At 44.0% G+C, this 17539-nt stretch carries 15 protein-coding genes and 1 pseudogene; 13 read left to right on the top strand and 3 right to left on the bottom strand.

Going from position 1 to position 17539, the window contains the following annotated elements; translation table 11 throughout:
* Nucleotides 1-137: 137 nt before the first annotated feature.
* On the bottom strand, nt 138-1169 hold the full coding sequence (rbsK, locus tag H509_RS0104880) for a ribokinase (protein WP_245595981.1): 1032 nt from the start codon (nt 1167-1169) through the stop codon (nt 138-140).
* Between the two features lie 164 nt (nt 1170-1333).
* On the opposite strand from rbsK, the pseudogene H509_RS0104885 reads away from it, so the two are divergent.
* A pseudogene (locus H509_RS0104885) lies at nt 1334-1645 on the top strand (winged helix-turn-helix transcriptional regulator); the annotation flags it as partial.
* Nucleotides 1646-1938: 293 nt separating this feature from the next.
* Here H509_RS0104885 and H509_RS0104890 read toward each other — a convergent pair.
* Nucleotides 1939-2514, bottom strand: a complete 576-nt coding sequence (locus H509_RS0104890) for a GNAT family N-acetyltransferase (RefSeq protein ID WP_028544090.1) — start codon at nt 2512-2514, stop codon at nt 1939-1941.
* A gap of 154 nt (nt 2515-2668) precedes the next feature.
* Between H509_RS0104890 and H509_RS0104895 the strand changes: the two genes are divergently transcribed.
* The 11 genes from H509_RS0104895 (at nt 2669) to H509_RS0104945 (ending at nt 13184) form a co-directional block, all read left to right on the top strand.
* Complete coding sequence (locus H509_RS0104895) at nt 2669-3160, top strand: hypothetical protein (RefSeq protein WP_028544091.1); 492 nt, start codon at nt 2669-2671, stop codon at nt 3158-3160.
* A 43-nt stretch (nt 3161-3203) separates the two neighbouring features.
* A complete protein-coding gene (locus H509_RS0104900) occupies nt 3204-3563 on the top strand; it encodes a hypothetical protein (RefSeq protein ID WP_028544092.1) in 360 nt (119 codons plus the stop codon).
* A 5-nt stretch (nt 3564-3568) separates the two neighbouring features.
* The gene (locus H509_RS24315; protein WP_051286825.1) at nt 3569-5017 is read left to right on the top strand and encodes a glutathionylspermidine synthase family protein; all 1449 of its coding nucleotides are present in this window, start codon (nt 3569-3571) and stop codon (nt 5015-5017) included.
* The gene (locus H509_RS0104910) at nt 5014-5418 is read left to right on the top strand and encodes a DUF350 domain-containing protein (RefSeq protein ID WP_028544093.1); all 405 of its coding nucleotides are present in this window, start codon (nt 5014-5016) and stop codon (nt 5416-5418) included. The genes H509_RS24315 and H509_RS0104910 overlap by 4 nt, the downstream gene beginning before the upstream one ends.
* A 163-nt stretch (nt 5419-5581) precedes the next feature.
* Complete coding sequence (locus H509_RS0104915) at nt 5582-6439, top strand: DegV family protein (protein ID WP_028544094.1); 858 nt, start codon at nt 5582-5584, stop codon at nt 6437-6439.
* A 132-nt stretch (nt 6440-6571) separates the two neighbouring features.
* A complete protein-coding gene (gene ric / locus H509_RS0104920; protein WP_028544095.1) occupies nt 6572-7270 on the top strand; it encodes an iron-sulfur cluster repair di-iron protein in 699 nt (232 codons plus the stop codon).
* A gap of 266 nt (nt 7271-7536) precedes the next feature.
* Nucleotides 7537-8253, top strand: a complete 717-nt coding sequence (locus tag H509_RS0104925) for a response regulator transcription factor (protein WP_028544096.1) — start codon at nt 7537-7539, stop codon at nt 8251-8253.
* Nucleotides 8250-9311 carry a sensor histidine kinase gene (locus H509_RS0104930; RefSeq protein WP_028544097.1) on the top strand — a complete coding sequence of 354 codons (1062 nt, stop codon included), beginning with the start codon at nt 8250-8252 and terminating at the stop codon, nt 9309-9311. The genes H509_RS0104925 and H509_RS0104930 overlap by 4 nt, the downstream gene beginning before the upstream one ends.
* Before the next feature lie 269 nt (nt 9312-9580).
* Complete coding sequence (locus H509_RS0104935; RefSeq protein WP_028544098.1) at nt 9581-10363, top strand: ABC transporter ATP-binding protein; 783 nt, start codon at nt 9581-9583, stop codon at nt 10361-10363.
* Nucleotides 10335-12281: an FtsX-like permease family protein gene (locus H509_RS0104940; RefSeq protein ID WP_028544099.1), complete on the top strand. Its 1947-nt coding sequence runs from the start codon at nt 10335-10337 to the stop codon at nt 12279-12281. The genes H509_RS0104935 and H509_RS0104940 overlap by 29 nt, the downstream gene beginning before the upstream one ends.
* 165 nt (nt 12282-12446) lie before the next feature.
* The gene (locus H509_RS0104945) at nt 12447-13184 is read left to right on the top strand and encodes a hypothetical protein (RefSeq protein WP_028544100.1); all 738 of its coding nucleotides are present in this window, start codon (nt 12447-12449) and stop codon (nt 13182-13184) included.
* 223 nt (nt 13185-13407) lie between these two features.
* Here the strand turns inward: H509_RS0104945 and H509_RS0104955 are convergent, their stop codons facing one another.
* Nucleotides 13408-14118, bottom strand: a complete 711-nt coding sequence (locus H509_RS0104955) for a Crp/Fnr family transcriptional regulator (RefSeq protein ID WP_036696409.1) — start codon at nt 14116-14118, stop codon at nt 13408-13410.
* A gap of 573 nt (nt 14119-14691) precedes the next feature.
* On the opposite strand from H509_RS0104955, the gene adhE reads away from it, so the two are divergent.
* A complete protein-coding gene (gene adhE, locus H509_RS0104960; RefSeq protein WP_036696291.1) occupies nt 14692-17313 on the top strand; it encodes a bifunctional acetaldehyde-CoA/alcohol dehydrogenase in 2622 nt (873 codons plus the stop codon).
* The last annotated feature ends 226 nt before the right edge of the window (nt 17314-17539 follow it).

Raw genomic sequence — 17539 nt, forward strand, 5'->3', positions numbered from 1 at the left:
TTTTATTCTATCGGTAGCGCAAGGGCAAGAGTTTTCTAGGGATCATTTGGAAATAAATAGACTCATTCTATCGGAATTGTGCTAAAATCGTCAGAATGAGTCTAAAATTAAGCTAAATTATGACTTGAAAAAGCAGGTTATTCTGATGTATTGGACGTTAACCAGTTGTCTAACTGCTCGCGTGTGGGCATCCCACTCTGTGCACCAAAGCGAGTCACCGATAATGCGCCTGCTGCTACCGCCCAAGCGATTGCTTGATCAGTAGACCGTTTCTCCGCCAATGCAACAGCCAGTGCGCCGTTAAAAGTATCACCAGCGCCCGTCGTATCGGCTACCTCTACTTTGCGACCTGGACTATGATATACTGTCCCGTCTGCGCTGCACCAGTAAGCGCCTTCACTTCCTTTAGTCATAATGACTTTTCCAGGTAATTGTTGCAGCATCCCATAGTAGAGGTCATCTGTGTGTACGAATTGGTCCTCTGATAATGTGGATTGATCCTTATCTAATTGCGTTTGCACAGTTGCGGGTGCGCCCAGCATTAGTTCCAGTTCGTGCTCATTTGGGGTCACCCAGCTAATTTTATCTAGGAGGGGTGGGTCCAATTGCACGGCTGGTGCAGGATTGAGCATAACAGGTATATGATGCCGATTAGCTATGTCAATGGCGGTACGTACAGATTCCAAAGGAATTTCCAATTGCAGTACGACGAGGTCGGATTCAGCAATCAGGCTGCTGTGCTGAGTGACAAGCTCATTCGTCACAGCCTCATTTGCACCGGGTACGACTATAATCCGGTTGTCGCCATCGGCAATAGTAATGGCAGCAATGCCAGAAGATACATTGGAAATGGCGGACACTCCTTCACAATTGATGCCCTCACGTTGTAAATTACGGAGCATCTCTGCGCCAAAGCTGTCATTACCTACACAGCCAATCATGTGCACTTCTGCTCCTAAACGGGCCGCGGCTACCGCTTGATTGGCTCCTTTTCCTCCACAAAATGTACCAAATTTCAGACCTTGTACAGTTTCACCTGCCTGTGGAATGATATCGGTAACTGTAACCAGATCCATATTTAAGCTGCCAATAACCGTAATACGTGGACGTCGCCGTGTGGAGCGGGATGGATCGGCGTTCTGAGATGATGAATAGGGGGATGAGTTCAATTGGCTCGACTCCTTTATATAAGGTACGTATACGATCTATTTTAGCGGTAATAACGGTAAATATCAAAAATGAAATGAACATAACGAAGACGGTTTCTTTTTTAGAAGGGATATGGTAAAATCTATATACTTACATTTTGTAAGTTGTAAAGGAGGGATAACGAATGGATAATGACCACTCGGGAATGTGTCCGCGATTTGAAGCTGCATTTTGTATATTAGGAAAGCGTTGGAACGGCCTGCTTATTCAGGGCCTGTTAAGTGGACCTAAGCGCTTCAAGGATATCTCCTCTCTCATTCCAACGATGAGTGACAAGATGCTTAGCGAGCGGATGAAGGATCTGGAATTTTCTGGAATCGTCACCCGCAATGTATATCCGGAGACTCCTGTACGTATTGAATACGCCTTAACTGACAAGGGACTTGCTCTACAGCCTGTCATGGAAGCGATCCAGACTTGGGCGGAGTCATGGGTAGATAATCTACCTGCTGCATCATATGAATGCTGCGATGAATCTGATTCCAATGTGAGCAACCCGGTGAATGGTTAACATGAATTTATCTTTGTAACCGACATTCACGTCATTAACGTGTTGAATGGAACCTGTTACGAAGACCATGATGTCATAAGGCTTGCCCTAGTGCATCGAAATGGACAAGATAAAAGCCTGTCGTCAGATTAACTGATGGCAGGCTTTTTTCGCGTGTGGGGGAGATCACGCCAAGTATGCGCAAACGAAGCAGTAACGCTAGTGCGGGAAGCTTGACATTACCACAGCAGCTGTTCCCCAAGCTCTAAGTAAATGTCAGCGTCTTTAAAGTCGGACTGATTTCGACGAGCTTTGTCTGAGAAAAGATTTATCATCGTGCACAGCCCTAATAGATCACTGCGCAAAGGTTTATGGCGTGTGCCGCCAATCAGATGAGTCCCTTTTATGAAGCTCCAGCCGCCTTGTGAATAAAAATGAATCAGCTCTGGCTTGCATGTAAAAATGCTGATGTCTGGCTGGTGATGTCGTATAAATGACATCGCTTCCTTGATGAGCCGCAGGCCGTAGCCTTGATTACGATAAATAGGATTTGTTACGACTTCGCTAAGCGCAAATGCTTTATATCGTTCCCCTCCATGCATAACTTGTTTCCAAGGGACAGCGAGGTAACTGATGACGATTTCATTTTCGATGAGCAAAAATGAGGTGGGGTTAGTGTCCACTTGATGAACCCACTCCATATCGTCATCTCTCCCGTCAAAAGCGGCTGGCCATTCTTGACGCATAAGCTCGACAATTTGACTTCGATATTGGAAAGGACATTGTTCTTTCGAGAACTGTAAAAGTTGCTGCATGTAGGTCTCCTTGTTAGTTGATCAACGGTCTACTATAGGTATTTCTACACATTATAAAATTATTTACTGCGATTGAGCAACGATGGACCTTTTTGTTCGTATATATGTTTCGTTATGTCCTAAACAATAAGGAAGTATAAAGGAGATGGTTAGGGTGGATTCGTCAAAGTTGGCTCTCCGTTATATAGAATGGGATGAAGAAGCACAACTGGAGCGAGGCGAGTTGTCTAACTGGAGTGTGTCGCGAAATTATTTGTTTATTTGCAAGCTTGCAGATGCAACGGTGCTCAGAAACCGATTGTGGGAGCATACGTCTCATGAGACAGATCAATACGGTCAAGCTACTATATATGTTCGTGAATTCAGAGGCCAGCTGCCAAATGATAGAACAAACGCGGTAAAGCATACTATTTTTCAGACAGCATGTGATGTGGCTGATCCGTTTGAAATGGTCTGGTACGTATATGATCGTGATCAAAACACGTTTCAGGATGCAGGTACAGAACGGCCTTCAGATCCGCTCCAAGCCGCATTTGTACTGTTGGATCACTATACGTATTGGCGAGGTATGGAGGTAGAAATGTTAATGACAGTGCTTGATGCAGATCGAAATAAGCTGCTGCTGTTTGTAGAGCAATTGAAATAAGGAGAAAGGCAGTTGTGATGAGGAAGAGAAACGGGGAGATCAAATGAATATCGAAGTTAAGCTGTCGGAACAAAATGGGATGACAGATTCAAATGAGCGCATCGCACCAATGAAGAAGCGGCTTGCTTATGCATTAATGGTCTGCATGCCATTAGCAACAACGGCATGTGGTGACAACAACCCGAGCGCTTACGATGAATGTGTCTATGAGCGGCAGGCGACTAATGGTAACTGGAGCTGCGACGATGATGGCAGCAGTAATCATTCTAGTTGGTATCATACTCGAGGGTACTCGTCCAAAAAGAGCTCTGCCAAATCAGGCACTGCTTTTTATAACAGTTATAAAAGCAGTCATTCCTCTTATTCAGGTATTGGCAGCAGCGGTCATTCCAGCGGAGGATAATTACAATGGAACAACAAGTGAACCGTATTCGCCACTCTCTAAAGCTCCCGCTTGAAGAGCGAGCGGCATTTACAGATGAAAGACTGCGCGTAGTTCCTTATGTTTGGATGCATAATGAGCCTTACTGTATGACAGAGGCGATCCTCTATGACAAGACGGAGGTTATGGAGCTGCGTCAAGCATCTGAACATGTTCATCAGGTGTTCGAACGGGTACTGCGTTTTGTGCAGCATGAATTGCCTGATATAACACTCGTGCAGCAGCTTGGAATACCGGCACAACTGGTGGAAGCCGCCAGGCAAGCCGAGCCGATTAGTGGAATTAGCAGGCAGGATTGGATAAAAGGCCCGCAAGGCTGGAAATGTATCGAGAACAATGCCGATACACCTACTGGTATTCCTGAAGCTGCTTATTTGGCTGAACAATTTATTCATGAAAGCAATATGCTGTGGGAACGCAAGGGGGAGAAGCAGCGGCTGTTGAATCCATCCGATACGTTATCCAGCCAATTGCAGCATACGTTGGTGAAGATGCTTCAGTATTATAGGGAGCAAGGTTATTCGGGAACGATTGTATTTAGTGCTTATCGAGATCATGCAGAGGACAGGGCAAACACGCTGTATCTGCTAAAGCTTGTACAACAAGCGGGGTGGGAAGCGGAATTTTGTGCACTCGAAGATCTACGTGTCGTGCCAGGTGAAGGCTTATATGCGAATAACCATAAAGTAGGGATATGGTACAGGTTATATCCACTAGAATATTTAATGACGGATGAGTCCGAGGACGGATTTCCCATAGGGAGGGCAGTACTAGCGCTTAGCGCCAGCAAGCTACTCGCTATTCTAAACCCGTTGCAGTCAATTCTACTTCAAAGTAAAGCGATGATGGCGCTCATTTGGGCAATTCATGAGCATCACGACGAATTAAGCAGCACGATGTCCGCCCCTATTTTGACATCAGGGGAGCGGGAAATAATTAAACGATATATTCCGCCAACTTATTTGAACCCAGAGCCATTTAAAGCTACAGGCCGTCCCTATGTAGCGAAGAGCATCTGGGGCAGAGAAGGGAAAGGCACCACAATATATGATACAAATGGCGTATGCGAGGAAGGTATGAACGAACCTGTAACAAAAGAGAAGGAGAAGCAGCCCTTTATTCCATCAGAAGCTGACATGGAGGATGCTGATGACCAGCGCTATTACGCAGCTCAGCCCAAAATTTATCAAGCATATGTGCCGATGGAGGCCGTACATATGGCGTCGACGGGAAACCAGTTGAGCGGTTATTTGTTAACGGGGGTATATGTGCCTGGCGGGACATACGGTGGATTGCTGCCAAGAGTTGGCGGACGCATAACGGGTGATCTGGCTAGATTTTGTCCAGCTGCCATCCAGCACGATGTCCATTGGACGATAAATAAGGAACAGATAGATGAGGGGGAGTCAAGTTGAAGTCATTATTAGTAGATTTAGGACACGTTGGCATTGGCATCGCAGTCATTGCAGTGATTTTACTTGTCGGTGCATTTGTGTTCAGCAAATTAACAAAGTTTAACGATCAGCAGGAAATTCGTAAAGGAAATGAAGCAGCAGGCATGTATATGGGGAGTAAACTGTTAGGTTTATGTATTATCGTTGCGATGGTTTCCTTTAGTACAAGTTCTTGGCTCATGATGCTGTTATGGTCGGCCATCGGGATTGTTATTTTATGTCTGTTATATGTGCTTGTGGATTTGTTATTACCTCAATTTCGCGTATGCGAGGAAATTGAGAAGGGGAATATGGCTGTCGCACAATTGCTGCGTTCAATAATTATCGGGGTATCGATTGTAGTGGGTACGATGCTTATATAGGTATTGAATGGCTATATTTTGACGTTTTCATCATACTTATGTCACATTATTGTCGAATAAGCTCGGTCTGCCTTCTTTTAGCCGTTGTCAATGGGATACATGCTCCGTATAATAGAACGGACAGAGACGGTGTAGTCAACAATAAGATAGACAGGAGAATGACATGACCATTCATATCATCACAGACGGAAGCTCCGATTTGACTCCAGAGATCGCCAAACAATTCGGAATTAATGTGGTCCCGCTTTACGTTCGCTTTGGGCAGGATATTCATACTTCAGACATGGATTCGGAAGCATTTTATGAACGTATGCGTAATGAGGAAGAATTACCTAAGACTTCAAGCCCATCGCCTGGTGACTTTTATAATATGTACAAATCATTGGATGCTGACAAAGATATTTTGGTTTTGTGCTTAACTTCACAATTAAGCAGTACGTATAACCATGCTGTTATGGCAAAGACAATGTATGAAGAAGACGGGCATACGAACAAAGTAGAGGTCATCGATACCAAGACGGCTTCAATGGGATTAGGGTTGTTGGCTGTCCGTGCGGCGCTTATGGCGAAGGCTGGCAAGAGCTTGACTGACCTGAACGAAGCAATTAAGCAGTGTGTACAGCAGACAAGGACTTATTTTACGTTGGATACATTAGAGAATGCGATTCGTGGTGGTCGCCTGAATCGTCTTAAAGGCACTGTTGCCTCTATGCTGAACATTAAAGTATTAATGAGAGCTAATGAAGACGGAGTTATTGAGACGATGGAGAAGATTCGCGGAACGCAGCGGGTGCTCAAGCGAATGATTGAGAAGGTTGGTGAGGCATGGCATCATGCTGATCGCAATTGGATCGCGTTGGCTCATTCGAACTGTGAAGAGCGCGCAAAGGAATTTCTCAATGCCCTGTTAGAGAAATATCCATTTGAAAATGTGCTTTTTGTTAATATGGGACCCGTAATCGGTACATACGCCGGTGAAGGCGGTGTTCTGTTGGCTTTTGGTGAACCAAACTTGAAGTAACTTAGCCTTCGTGAATTGGTCACATCATAAGTGCGTACAATCACTATGGCCTCCTGCGGATTGTTCTATTCTGAATCTGTGAGATATTTCACGAGATACATTAGAGGAACAGTGCGATAGGAGGCTATTTTTATGAAATTCCATGATCAAATGATGGTGCGGGACATCGTGCTTGCGTATCCTGCGGCTAGTGATATGTTTAAAAAGTTAAAAATCGACTTTTGCTGCGGGGGCAATCGCCCGCTAGCTGAGGCAGCAGCTTCACGTCAATTGGACCCTGCCTCGATTATTGCGCAATTGCAGATACAGTATGACGAGGCACCTGCCCTCCACACAGGGATGGATTGGAAATACATGTCCTCCAGATCCTTAATTGATTATATCGTCAACAAGCATCATCGTTATTTGGTAGAACAGCTGCCTATGATTGCAGCTAACGTGGCACGTGTATATCAGGTACACGGGGCAGAACAACCACATTTGCAGGAACTGTACCGATTGTTTGGGGCGCTTCGAACAGAGCTTGAAAGTCATACCGCTGACGAAGAAGCTGAACAATTTCCGGCACTCATTCGGGCCGAAGAAATGGCACATGAGAACAAAGAGTTTGCCCATGTGGCAGCAGCGATCGCTAAATTGGAAGCAGAGCATACCGCAGCAGGGGAGCTGTTGAGACAAATAAGGGAAGTTACGTCCGAATTTACCGTCCCTGAGCATGCGTGCACAACTTATCGAATAACGTACACACGACTGGAAGAGTTGGAAGCGATGACGTTTGAACATGTGCATCTTGAAAATAATGTACTGTTTCCGCGATTTCTTTTAAGTTGATGATCGGATTTAAGTTATAAAATAATAGGATATTAGGTAAGCTGAAAAGGGCACCTTCCGATACACCGAGCTTGAGTCGGTACGGAAGGTGCCCTTTGCTTTTTAAGCAGCAGATGGAATGCTGCTGCCAAGCAAACGTCCCACTTCCTCCCTTTCTTCCACGGTAGCTCTGTATGGAATGTGCAACGTAGATTATGCTATGATGGGAAAGCATAAAGACCTGAATTTAATAAGACTATATGAACATATTAACGGGGGAATACCTTATGTACCGCATTCTTATTGTAGAAGACGATGACAAGATTGCATCCATTTTGCAGTCGTCACTTGAAAAATATGATTACGAAGTAAACAGACCTACCAACTTTAAACTGTTAAAGGAAGAGGTCGTCAAGTTTGAACCAGATCTTATTTTGTTAGACATCCATTTGCCATCCTATGATGGGTTTTATTGGTGTCGGCAGTTCCGGTCAGTAACAAATGCACCTATCATTTTTGTGTCTGCGCGCACAGGTGAGATGGACCAGGTGATGGCCATTGAGAACGGCGGCGATGATTTTATTACGAAGCCATTCCATCTTGATGTGCTGCTTGCAAAGGTTAAGGGTGTACTTCGTCGTTCGTACGGAGAGTATGCGGCCAATGGTTCTGGCAACGGTGAAGAGATTGTTGTCCACGGTCTATCTTTGCACCGATCCAAAAATATATTGGAGTGGCAGGGCAAGCGTGTGGATCTGACAAAAAATGAAGCACTGCTGCTTGGCAGCTTGATGGAGCGTGTTGACCATATTGTTTCTCGCGAAACGTTGTTGGAGACGCTTTGGGATGACGTTGATTTTGTAGATGATAACACACTAACTGTAAATGTCACTCGTGTACGCAAAAAGATGGAAGAAATCGGTGTGATGAAAGCCATTGAAACGGTGCGGGGCCAAGGATATCGACTGCTTCAGACTTGGACTGAAGACGGTGCTCCTTCATGACCTTGTGGAAGTACGCGAAAGATCGTTCCATTTTGATTTTGGCATGGCTGCTTGCTTTGCTGATGTCATTGTTCGTCATATACCTTGACTTGAATATCGGGCGTCAATATATTCGAAGTCCCAGTCTTATGTATGTGTTTGTCCTTGGTGTCATTATTTTAACACTAGGCATTGTTTATGATTATTTAAGGCAGCGTGATTGGTATAAGGAGCTGCACAATGCTTGGGATAATACGTCAGACAGCGACTTTACCCTTTGTATGCAAAATCCGGTTACCGAAGAACAGAAGCTGATGCATGAACTGATCAATCGGCAGTACAGCTCTTTTATGAATGAACTGCTTGTGATGAGACAACAGCGTGAGCAGCATATGCACTTTACGAATCAATGGGTCCATCATATGAAAACGCCTGTCTCCGTACTGCACTTGTTAACGCAGCAGCCACCAACCGCGATGAATATTATTGAAACGGAAGATTTGCTGCAAAATGTAAATGAGGAAGTGGAGCGGCTTGCTCGAGGTTTGGAAATGATGCTGACGACGGCCCGGTTGGAGAAGTTCGAACTTGACCTTCACGTATCGCGTATCTCCATTCATCATACGATTCGTCAAGTTATTAACCAGAATAAGAAATCGCTCATTCGCCATCAGATTTTCCCTAAAATTAGTGGAGAAGACGTACAAGTAGAGAGTGATGAGAAGTGGCTGCAATTTATTATTACGCAGTTAGTGACCAATGCGATCAAGTATTCAAAAGACAAACCCGGAACGAAAACTTTACAGTTTGAGATTGAGCAAGCGTCATACGGCATATTGCTGCACGTGAAGGATGAAGGAATTGGAATTGCAGAACACGATGTTGCACGTGTATTTGATCCTTTCTTTACAGGTGAGAATGGCCGCAAAGAAGGGGATGCAACTGGGATGGGGCTTTATTTGGTGAAACAGGTTTGTGCTCGCCTAGGACATACGATAACGGTGACTTCCAAGATTCAAGCAGGCACAACGTTTACGATTCGGTTTGCATCTGATAGCTTGCAGCGTGATGTAATATAGCTGCTATCGAATGAGGGTCATATCCCCATTTGTAGGACGGGTACAGTGAGAGATGACAGCGGTCCATCTTGACGGATAAATGCCGAATGGATAACTGCTATGGATAAGGAAAGTACATCTAAGAGCGTCTTGTCTGCTTGAACTGGCGGAAAGACGTTTTTCCTTTTTTATATGTAGTATGGATATAATAAAAAGGTGAAGCAGCCTTTTTTCTTTTTTAATCGTGTTAAACAAATTAGATTCAGCTCTACATTATTGGAGGGTACGACATGGAACCATTGCTGCGTGCAGAACAGATCACGAAAGTATATGGCACACGCGGAAAAATGACCTATACAGCGTTGCAGGATATACATTTACAAGTGGAAGCAGGGGAGTTTGTTGGCATTATGGGACCTTCCGGTAGCGGGAAAACGACCTTGCTGAACTTGCTAGCCACAATAGACAAGCCAACATCAGGCCATATATTTATTAACGGTACAAATCCATACAAATTAAACAATCGCAAAATTGCCAAATTTCGCAGACATGAACTCGGATTTGTATTTCAAGACTTTAATTTGATTGACACGTTAACGATTAAGGAAAATATTATACTGCCGCTTGCTTTGGACCGACTGCCGATCAAAGAGATCGAAGCAAGGCTCGAAAGTACCGTCAAATGGCTAGGTATCGATCATATTTTGGATAGACGCCCTTATGAAATTTCTGGTGGACAGAAACAGCGTACGGCTATCGCACGAGCAGTTATCCATCAGCCGAGCCTGTTGTTAGCTGATGAATTGACAGGTAATTTGGATTCCAAGGCTGCAAAAGATGTAATGAAGGCTTTGCAGGATCTCAACGAGAATTTGCACCGCACGATCTTAATCGTTACACATGATCCGTTTGCCGCTAGTTTCTGCAAGCGAATTTTGTTTATTAAAGATGGCAAGCTGTTTACAGAAATTCGGCGCGGCACGAATCGCCAAACCTTTTTTCAGCAAATACTGGATACTTTAAGTTTACTGGGAGGCAATTTTGATGACATTCCGACGGCTCGCTTTCAGTAACATTCGACAGAGCTGGCACCGTTATGCAGCCTATTTTTTAAGCTGTGTATTTTCAGTAACTGTATTTTTCTTGTACTCCTCTTTCATCTATCATCCCGATATTGTAAGTGGTAAGGTGAGTGGTGGAGAATTGATTAGCGGCCTTATCGTTATGAGTCAGTTCATGATTATGATGTTCTCGTTTTTCTTTGTGTTGTATTCCAGCTCAGCCTTTTTACGTTCCCGTAAGAAGGAATTTGGACTGTTTACATTGTTCGGGATGACCAAGTGGCAGATGAGAAGAATGGTTATCTACGAAAATATGATCATTTCATTGCTTGCAATTGCATGTGGCATAGCCGCCGGAGCAGTCACGTTAAAGCTTTTTCTTATGGTTCTGTCTCGGTTGCTGCGAATTGATACACCGCTGCCTTTTTACATCTCATTATCATCGGTTCAAATTACGATCATTGCTTATCTAGTGTTGTTTACGCTGATTACACTGTTCTCCTTACGCAAGGTAGGCAAGCTTCAAATTATTCAACTTATAAAAGCTGAAAAGCAGACCAGAAAGCCACCCAGATTTTCTTGGATGTTGTTTGTCGCCTCGCTTGTCTTGATTGGAACGGGTTATTATATGGCCTATAACACCGATTTGCTTAATATTGCGGCCAACTTTTTCCCGACGATTGGCTTAACGTTTATTGGGACCTATTTCTTGTATACGCAAGGCAGTACGGCGATTGTAAAGCTGCTTTCTTATAACAAACGGTATTTGTATTCCGGTACAAACTTGTTAAACGTGACCCAAGCAAGCTATCGAATTCGGGACAACGCTCGTGTGTTGTATACGATTACGTTATTAAGCGCGGTTGTGCTGACAGCTTCAGCTACGTTTTTTGTTGTGGATAAAGGGCTGCAAATTAAAGCAGAAGCGTTTAATCCGTTTCAATTTTCGGTACTGCAAAGAGATGGAGAGGGCCGTCCTTTGGCGATGAATAAAGTCAAAGAAACGGTAGAAAGCCACGGTCATCAGATTACGGCCGCAATTACAACCCCTATCGTGCAGGCGTATGTAAAAGATGTGTACAGCTTTAACAAGGGTGCTGCGGCAATTAGTGTTTCCAAGTACAACGAGATTGCAGCGAATAAGCAGTTTGCAAAAGTGAAACCGATCACGGCAGGCGTTTACTGGATTGATCAAAGTGAGTATATCAAATATATAGATTCTTCCTATCAAAAAGCGGTTGCGCTCGATAAAGTGACGATCAGGGTTGAAGGCGTGTCACAATCTTATACGGCCAAGGTGATTGAACGAATAGAGCAGGTTGTAATGTCACCTTCGTATACGGCTGACTTGTTGTTGGTGGTCCCAGACGACGTAATGAAACAGCTACAATCCACAGCACCTGTTGCAGAAAAACGGATCATTTATAACATAGATTGGACAGACGGCAACGAAGCACTTCCTTTAGTCCAAAACTTGAAAAAGCAGCTTGCAGCAGATTCTATTTACCATGTATCAAGTCGAATCGAGGAACGCAATGAAATTAGCCAGACGACTTCGCTTATCTTTTTTATTGGTATATTTATTAGTCTGCTCTTCTTTATTGCAAGCGGCAGCATTATATACTTTAAGTTATTTAGCGATTTGCAAGAAGATCAAGCCTATTTCCGTTCTCTGACTCGTATCGGCTTAACATTAAGTGAGATTCGTCGTGTCGTAAACGTTCAGGTTGGATTAGTGTTTTTTTTACCTTGTGTGGTGGGGAGCATCCATACGATGTTTGCCATGAAGACGCTAAGTAATTTGCTGCTAGAAAATATAATGGGGTATGCTTCTACCATTGTTTGCGCATTCATTGTGATGCAGTTCATATACTTTTTAGCAGCCAGACGAACCTATTTGAAGAAAATAATGCAGGAAATCGTCATTTAGCTCCAAATGGTTAAGTTATCATCCGATAGCCACACTTTGTTTACATTTTGGTCGGTTATCTCCGTTTTGTTACGGATTTGATACTTTTATCGTTGTATATTCGTGCATAATAACGGATAAGGTAGATGCCCGTCGAAGAGGAATGCAAGAAAGTGAGTGGACAGAATGAACAATCAACGATTACGCATCGGCAGATTCGGGATTATTCTCGTGATCGGGCTGCTGCTTATTGCGGGGTGTGCGTCGGTTCCGAAAGAACAGCCACTTATGAGGCAGTCAGCTCCCGTGGTATCTGACACAGCTGTGTCAGTCGAAATTGAAGGTGGAACTTATGTCCCTAATTTATCAGAGCGGTTGCAAATAGAATGGCATAATGGCTTGCAAGTTAGTGAAGCGCTTAAAGGAACCGGCACAATCAAGCTGAAGGAAGACGGCTCTGGTGTCGCTTCAATTGGTGACGCATCCCTGGACCCTAATATGTCGTGGGGAATTTATTTAAATGACACGGAACTTCGCACAGCAGCAGATTTGTCTGCCGAGCTAAATAACAACGATAAGATTCTTATTTTCGTGAAAGAGCATGACGTAGATACGAGCAGTGTCCCGACGCCAAGCATAGACTTGAGCATAGACGGCGGCAAGCTTGCGCCGCATTTAACCAATACGTATGCGATTCCGTGGCAGGAGAACTGTACACTGGCTGATATATTTGAGCAATTCGGACACATCAGAATGACGGATAACGGTACTGAGATTAAGCAGATCGGTGACAAGCCGCTGCCTAAAGACACCGTTGCACGTATAAAGGTAAACAACAAACTTATTGATTCTGATAAGTTGCTTACTTTTCCGATCCAATCCAATGATCATATTGAGATTGACATTGATAGCAAGACCCCATAAGTAGCCTTGCTCCTTAGCAGTTGAACAAGCTGTGTGAGGACAAGGCTTTTGTTATGCGGAGATGCTGCCGCTTGTATTATATCCGAAGCTGAAGCATGGCACGAGAGCAAACAAAAGCAAAAAAATCGCGCTGCAAGGTGAGCTTGTGCAGCGCGATTATGCGTAACTAGGGAGGAGGTGTATAGCAGCGGAGGGTGAATAAATCAAATTGTTTCCGGTATCTCTAAATACGGCAAATTTCCTTCGGACACATCTCACAATGACATACGTCTTGCAGATGCTCCAACTCGCGAATAACGATCATACCATTATCATATTCCAATACGCCCTTTTTACGCAGATCGCTCAGCATCCGGTTTACACTTTCGCGAGTTGCGCCGATCATATTGGAGAGGTCTGTATGGGTAATCTTCTTATTAATAAGCTTCCCGCCATCCTCCAGCTCTTCTCCGTACGTATTTGATAACCGAATCAATGTAGAGCATAATGCGCCTGGCTTGCCATACATCATTAAATCGCGGAATTTCGTCTGCGTTAAGCGGTGATGAATGCCCATCCACTTCATAAAATCTATGGAGAAGTCGCAGTGCTGACAAATAAGCACCTCCAGATCACGCTGCTCGATCAGGCCAACTTCGCCTTCTTCAATGACTTCAGCAGTAAAGCTGTGCTTTGTACTATGGAAGGGGTCTACTTGACCGACAAGATCTCCGGCCTGATACATATATAAAATAAGTTCTTTACCTTCGTCTGTCGATTTGGTTACTTTGACACGCCCGCTCTTTAGCATAAACAACTTATCTGCCGTGTCGCCTTCCCAAAATAGGTGAGAGCCTTCGGGGTACGTGCGATCCTTTGCAATGGAAAGGATACGTTCTCGGTTCTGATCCGAGAAACAAGTAATATTTGAATTGTCTCCGTATTGTTCGCTCATATGTTCCACTCCGTTCTCCTCCAGTAGGTCTCTTGGCTCATAATATTAGAATTAGCTGTTAATTACCTCATAGAAACCTTGTGACTTGTTTCACTATTTAATACGTTACTTATATATTGGACGTTCCAGTGATTATTGTCAATTTAATTTATAATTTAAATGAATTTGTGAGAACAATTGATGAACTTTGTGCATATATAGTGAAATTTTTCATTTTGAAGCAGCAAGTTAACGATAAATAGGCCCATTAAACGTATGAAATTTCTAAATTTAATCGATCCGCTACGGGTGTTTACATTGTATTGTACAACAACAAACCACCTTTTAAACAGGTGTGAGGCAAGCATTTTTATACAAGAGGAACAGCTCGTAAACGACGTTAAAAACGTTATTTTTAAAATTATTTTATTACGTGAAAAAAATCACTTGCCATTTAGCGAACTTCGTATTATGATTGAGTTGTGAAATGATTCACATAATAAATTTTAGATCTAACACCCTCATCCGATAGATAACAGGTATAATAGAACGGAGATCGGTGTTTGGTAAATATAACCTTACTGGAGGCGGAGAATGATGGCAAAAGCAGAAGCGAAACCAACTGTAGAAGTGAAGGAAGCAACAAACGTCGAAGCGCACATTCAACAACTGATTACACGGGCGAAGAAAGCCCATGAAGCGTTCATGTCGCTGAATCAGGAACAGATTGATATCGTTGTTCAACAAATGGCGCTCGCTGGTCTTGACAAACATATGCATCTTGCCAAGCTCGCAGTAGAGGAAACAGGCCGTGGAGTATACGAAGACAAAATTACGAAAAACATTTTTGCAACGGAATACATTCATAATCATATTAAATATGCTAAAACGGTTGGTGTTATTGAAGATAATGATTATGACAACTGTGTCAAAATTGCTGAGCCTGTCGGCATAGTAATGGGTGTCACACCGGTTACGAATCCGACTTCTACGACGATGTTTAAGGCGCTCATTTCCATTAAGACTCGCAACCCGATCATCTTTGCTTTCCATCCATCCGCACAACAGTGCAGTGCTGAAGCTGCAAGAGTGCTGGCAGAAGCCGCAGTGAAATACGGAGCACCTGAGCACTGTATCCAATGGATCGAGTTGCCTTCGATGGAGGCTACCAACGCCTTGATGAATCATCCTGATGTGGCGCTTATTTTGGCAACAGGCGGCTCCGGAATGGTTCGAGCAGCATACAGCGCTGGCAAACCAGCACTTGGTGTAGGTCCTGGTAACGTACCTTGCTTCATTGAGAAAAGTGCGAAACTTGATCAGGCCGTAACGGACTTGATTTTGTCCAAAACTTTCGACAACGGTATGATTTGTGCATCGGAACAAGCGGTTATTATTGAGGAGCCGGTTTACAACGAAGTGAAAAAGTTAATGCAGTATTATGGCTGCTACTTTACTAATAAAGAAGAAACAGCTAAATTGCAAGCAATGGCAATCAAGGCAGAAACGTGTGCAGTAAATCCACACATTGTGGGTCAACCAGCAACTAAAATCGCTGAAATGGCTGGCATCAAAGTACCTGCTGACACGAAAATACTGGTAGCTGAACTTGACGGTGTTGGACCTAAGTTCCCGTTGTCTGCGGAGAAATTAAGCCCTGTGCTTGCTTGCTACAAAGTAAAAACGGCACAAGAAGGTATCGATCGTGCAGCTGAAATCGTCGCTTTTGGCGGTATGGGTCACTCCTCGGTTATTCATTCGAATAACGAAGAAGTGATTGCAAAGTTCGGTGATCGCCTGCCTACTGGACGTATTCTCGTCAATTCGCCGTCAACACACGGAGCAATTGGTGATTTGTACAATACGAACATTCCATCTTTGACACTGGGCTGTGGCTCTTATGGCCGCAACTCGACTTCGAACAACGTATCGGCAGTTAATCTTATTAACATCAAACGGGTGGCGAAGCGTACAGTGAATATGCAATGGTTTAAAGTCCCGAACAAAGTGTATTTTGAAAAAGGCTCTACACAATACTTGGCGAAAATGCCAGATATCGAGCGCGTTATGATCGTAACGGACCCTATGATGGTTAAATTGGGATACGTTGAACGTGTGGAGCATTACTTGCGCCAACGTCGTAATCCAGTAGCGATTGAAGTGTTCTACGATGTAGAGCCAGATCCATCCACAACAACGGTCAATCGTGGTACGGATATGATGAAGAGCTTTAAACCGGACTGTATCATTGCACTCGGCGGTGGTTCCCCTATGGATGCTGCCAAAGCGATGTGGCTGTTCTACGAATATCCAGATACTGATTTCAACAACTTGAAGCAGAAGTTTTTGGATATTCGCAAGCGTACCTTTAAATATCCGCGTCTCGGCCAGAAAGCGAAGTTTGTGGCGATCCCAACAACTTCCGGTACAGGTTCCGAGGTTACATCGTTTGCGGTTATTACAGATAAGGAAAATGGCAACACCAAATATCCGCTGGCTGATTATGAGCTGACACCAGACGTAGCCATTATCGATCCAGAGTTTGTATACAGCTTGCCTCGCGTAGCAGTAGCGGACACAGGAATGGACGTGCTGACACATGCAATCGAAGCGTATGTATCGGTTATGGCCAATGACTATACAGATGGACTGGCCATTAAAGCGATCCAGCTCGTGTTTGAACATTTGGTTAAATCGGCAAATGAAGCTTGCCCACTCGCTCGTGAGAAAATGCATAATGCTTCGACAATTGCCGGGATGGCGTTTGCTAATGCATTCCTTGGCATCAATCACAGCTTGGCGCACAAATGGGGCGCGCAGTACCATACGGCACACGGACGCACAAATGCTATCTTGATGCCGCATGTCATTCGTTACAATGCGAAAAAACCGACGAAGTTTGCTTCGTTCCCTAAATATGACCACTTCGTAGCAGATGTGCGCTACGCAGAGATCGCTCGAATCTTGGGATTGCCAGCACGTACGACAGAAGAAGGCGTGAATAGCTTAATTGATGCAATTCGTGACTTGAACCGTCAATTGGGAATCCCTGAAACATTCCAGGAAATTGGTTTTGATGCTAAAGATTTTGAATCCCGTGTGGATTACTTGGCTGACCGTGCATTCGAAGACCAATGTACGACTGCCAATCCTAAAATGCCGCTAGTACCTGAATTAGCTGATGTATACCGCAATGCGTTCTACGGCAGATTTTAAGTAACACGTGTATAGCATCTCATCTCATTTCCCTTAAGGTAGTATCGGTTCCTGATCGCGAGCATACCGCGATCAGGATTCCATTCCATCAGGTTGCATCCACCTTTTCTTATAGGCGGCAGACTTATGTCTGCTGCCCTTTTTCCAAATGAGTTAGGGGATAAAATTGCTATAAAAATAGAGGAGGAATAGAGGTTTGTAACAAAATTCACAAAATTGAGATAAT

This window comes from Paenibacillus taiwanensis DSM 18679, from assembly GCF_000425125.1.
Taxonomy (GTDB): Bacteria; Bacillota; Bacilli; order Paenibacillales; family Paenibacillaceae; genus Paenibacillus_B; species Paenibacillus_B taiwanensis.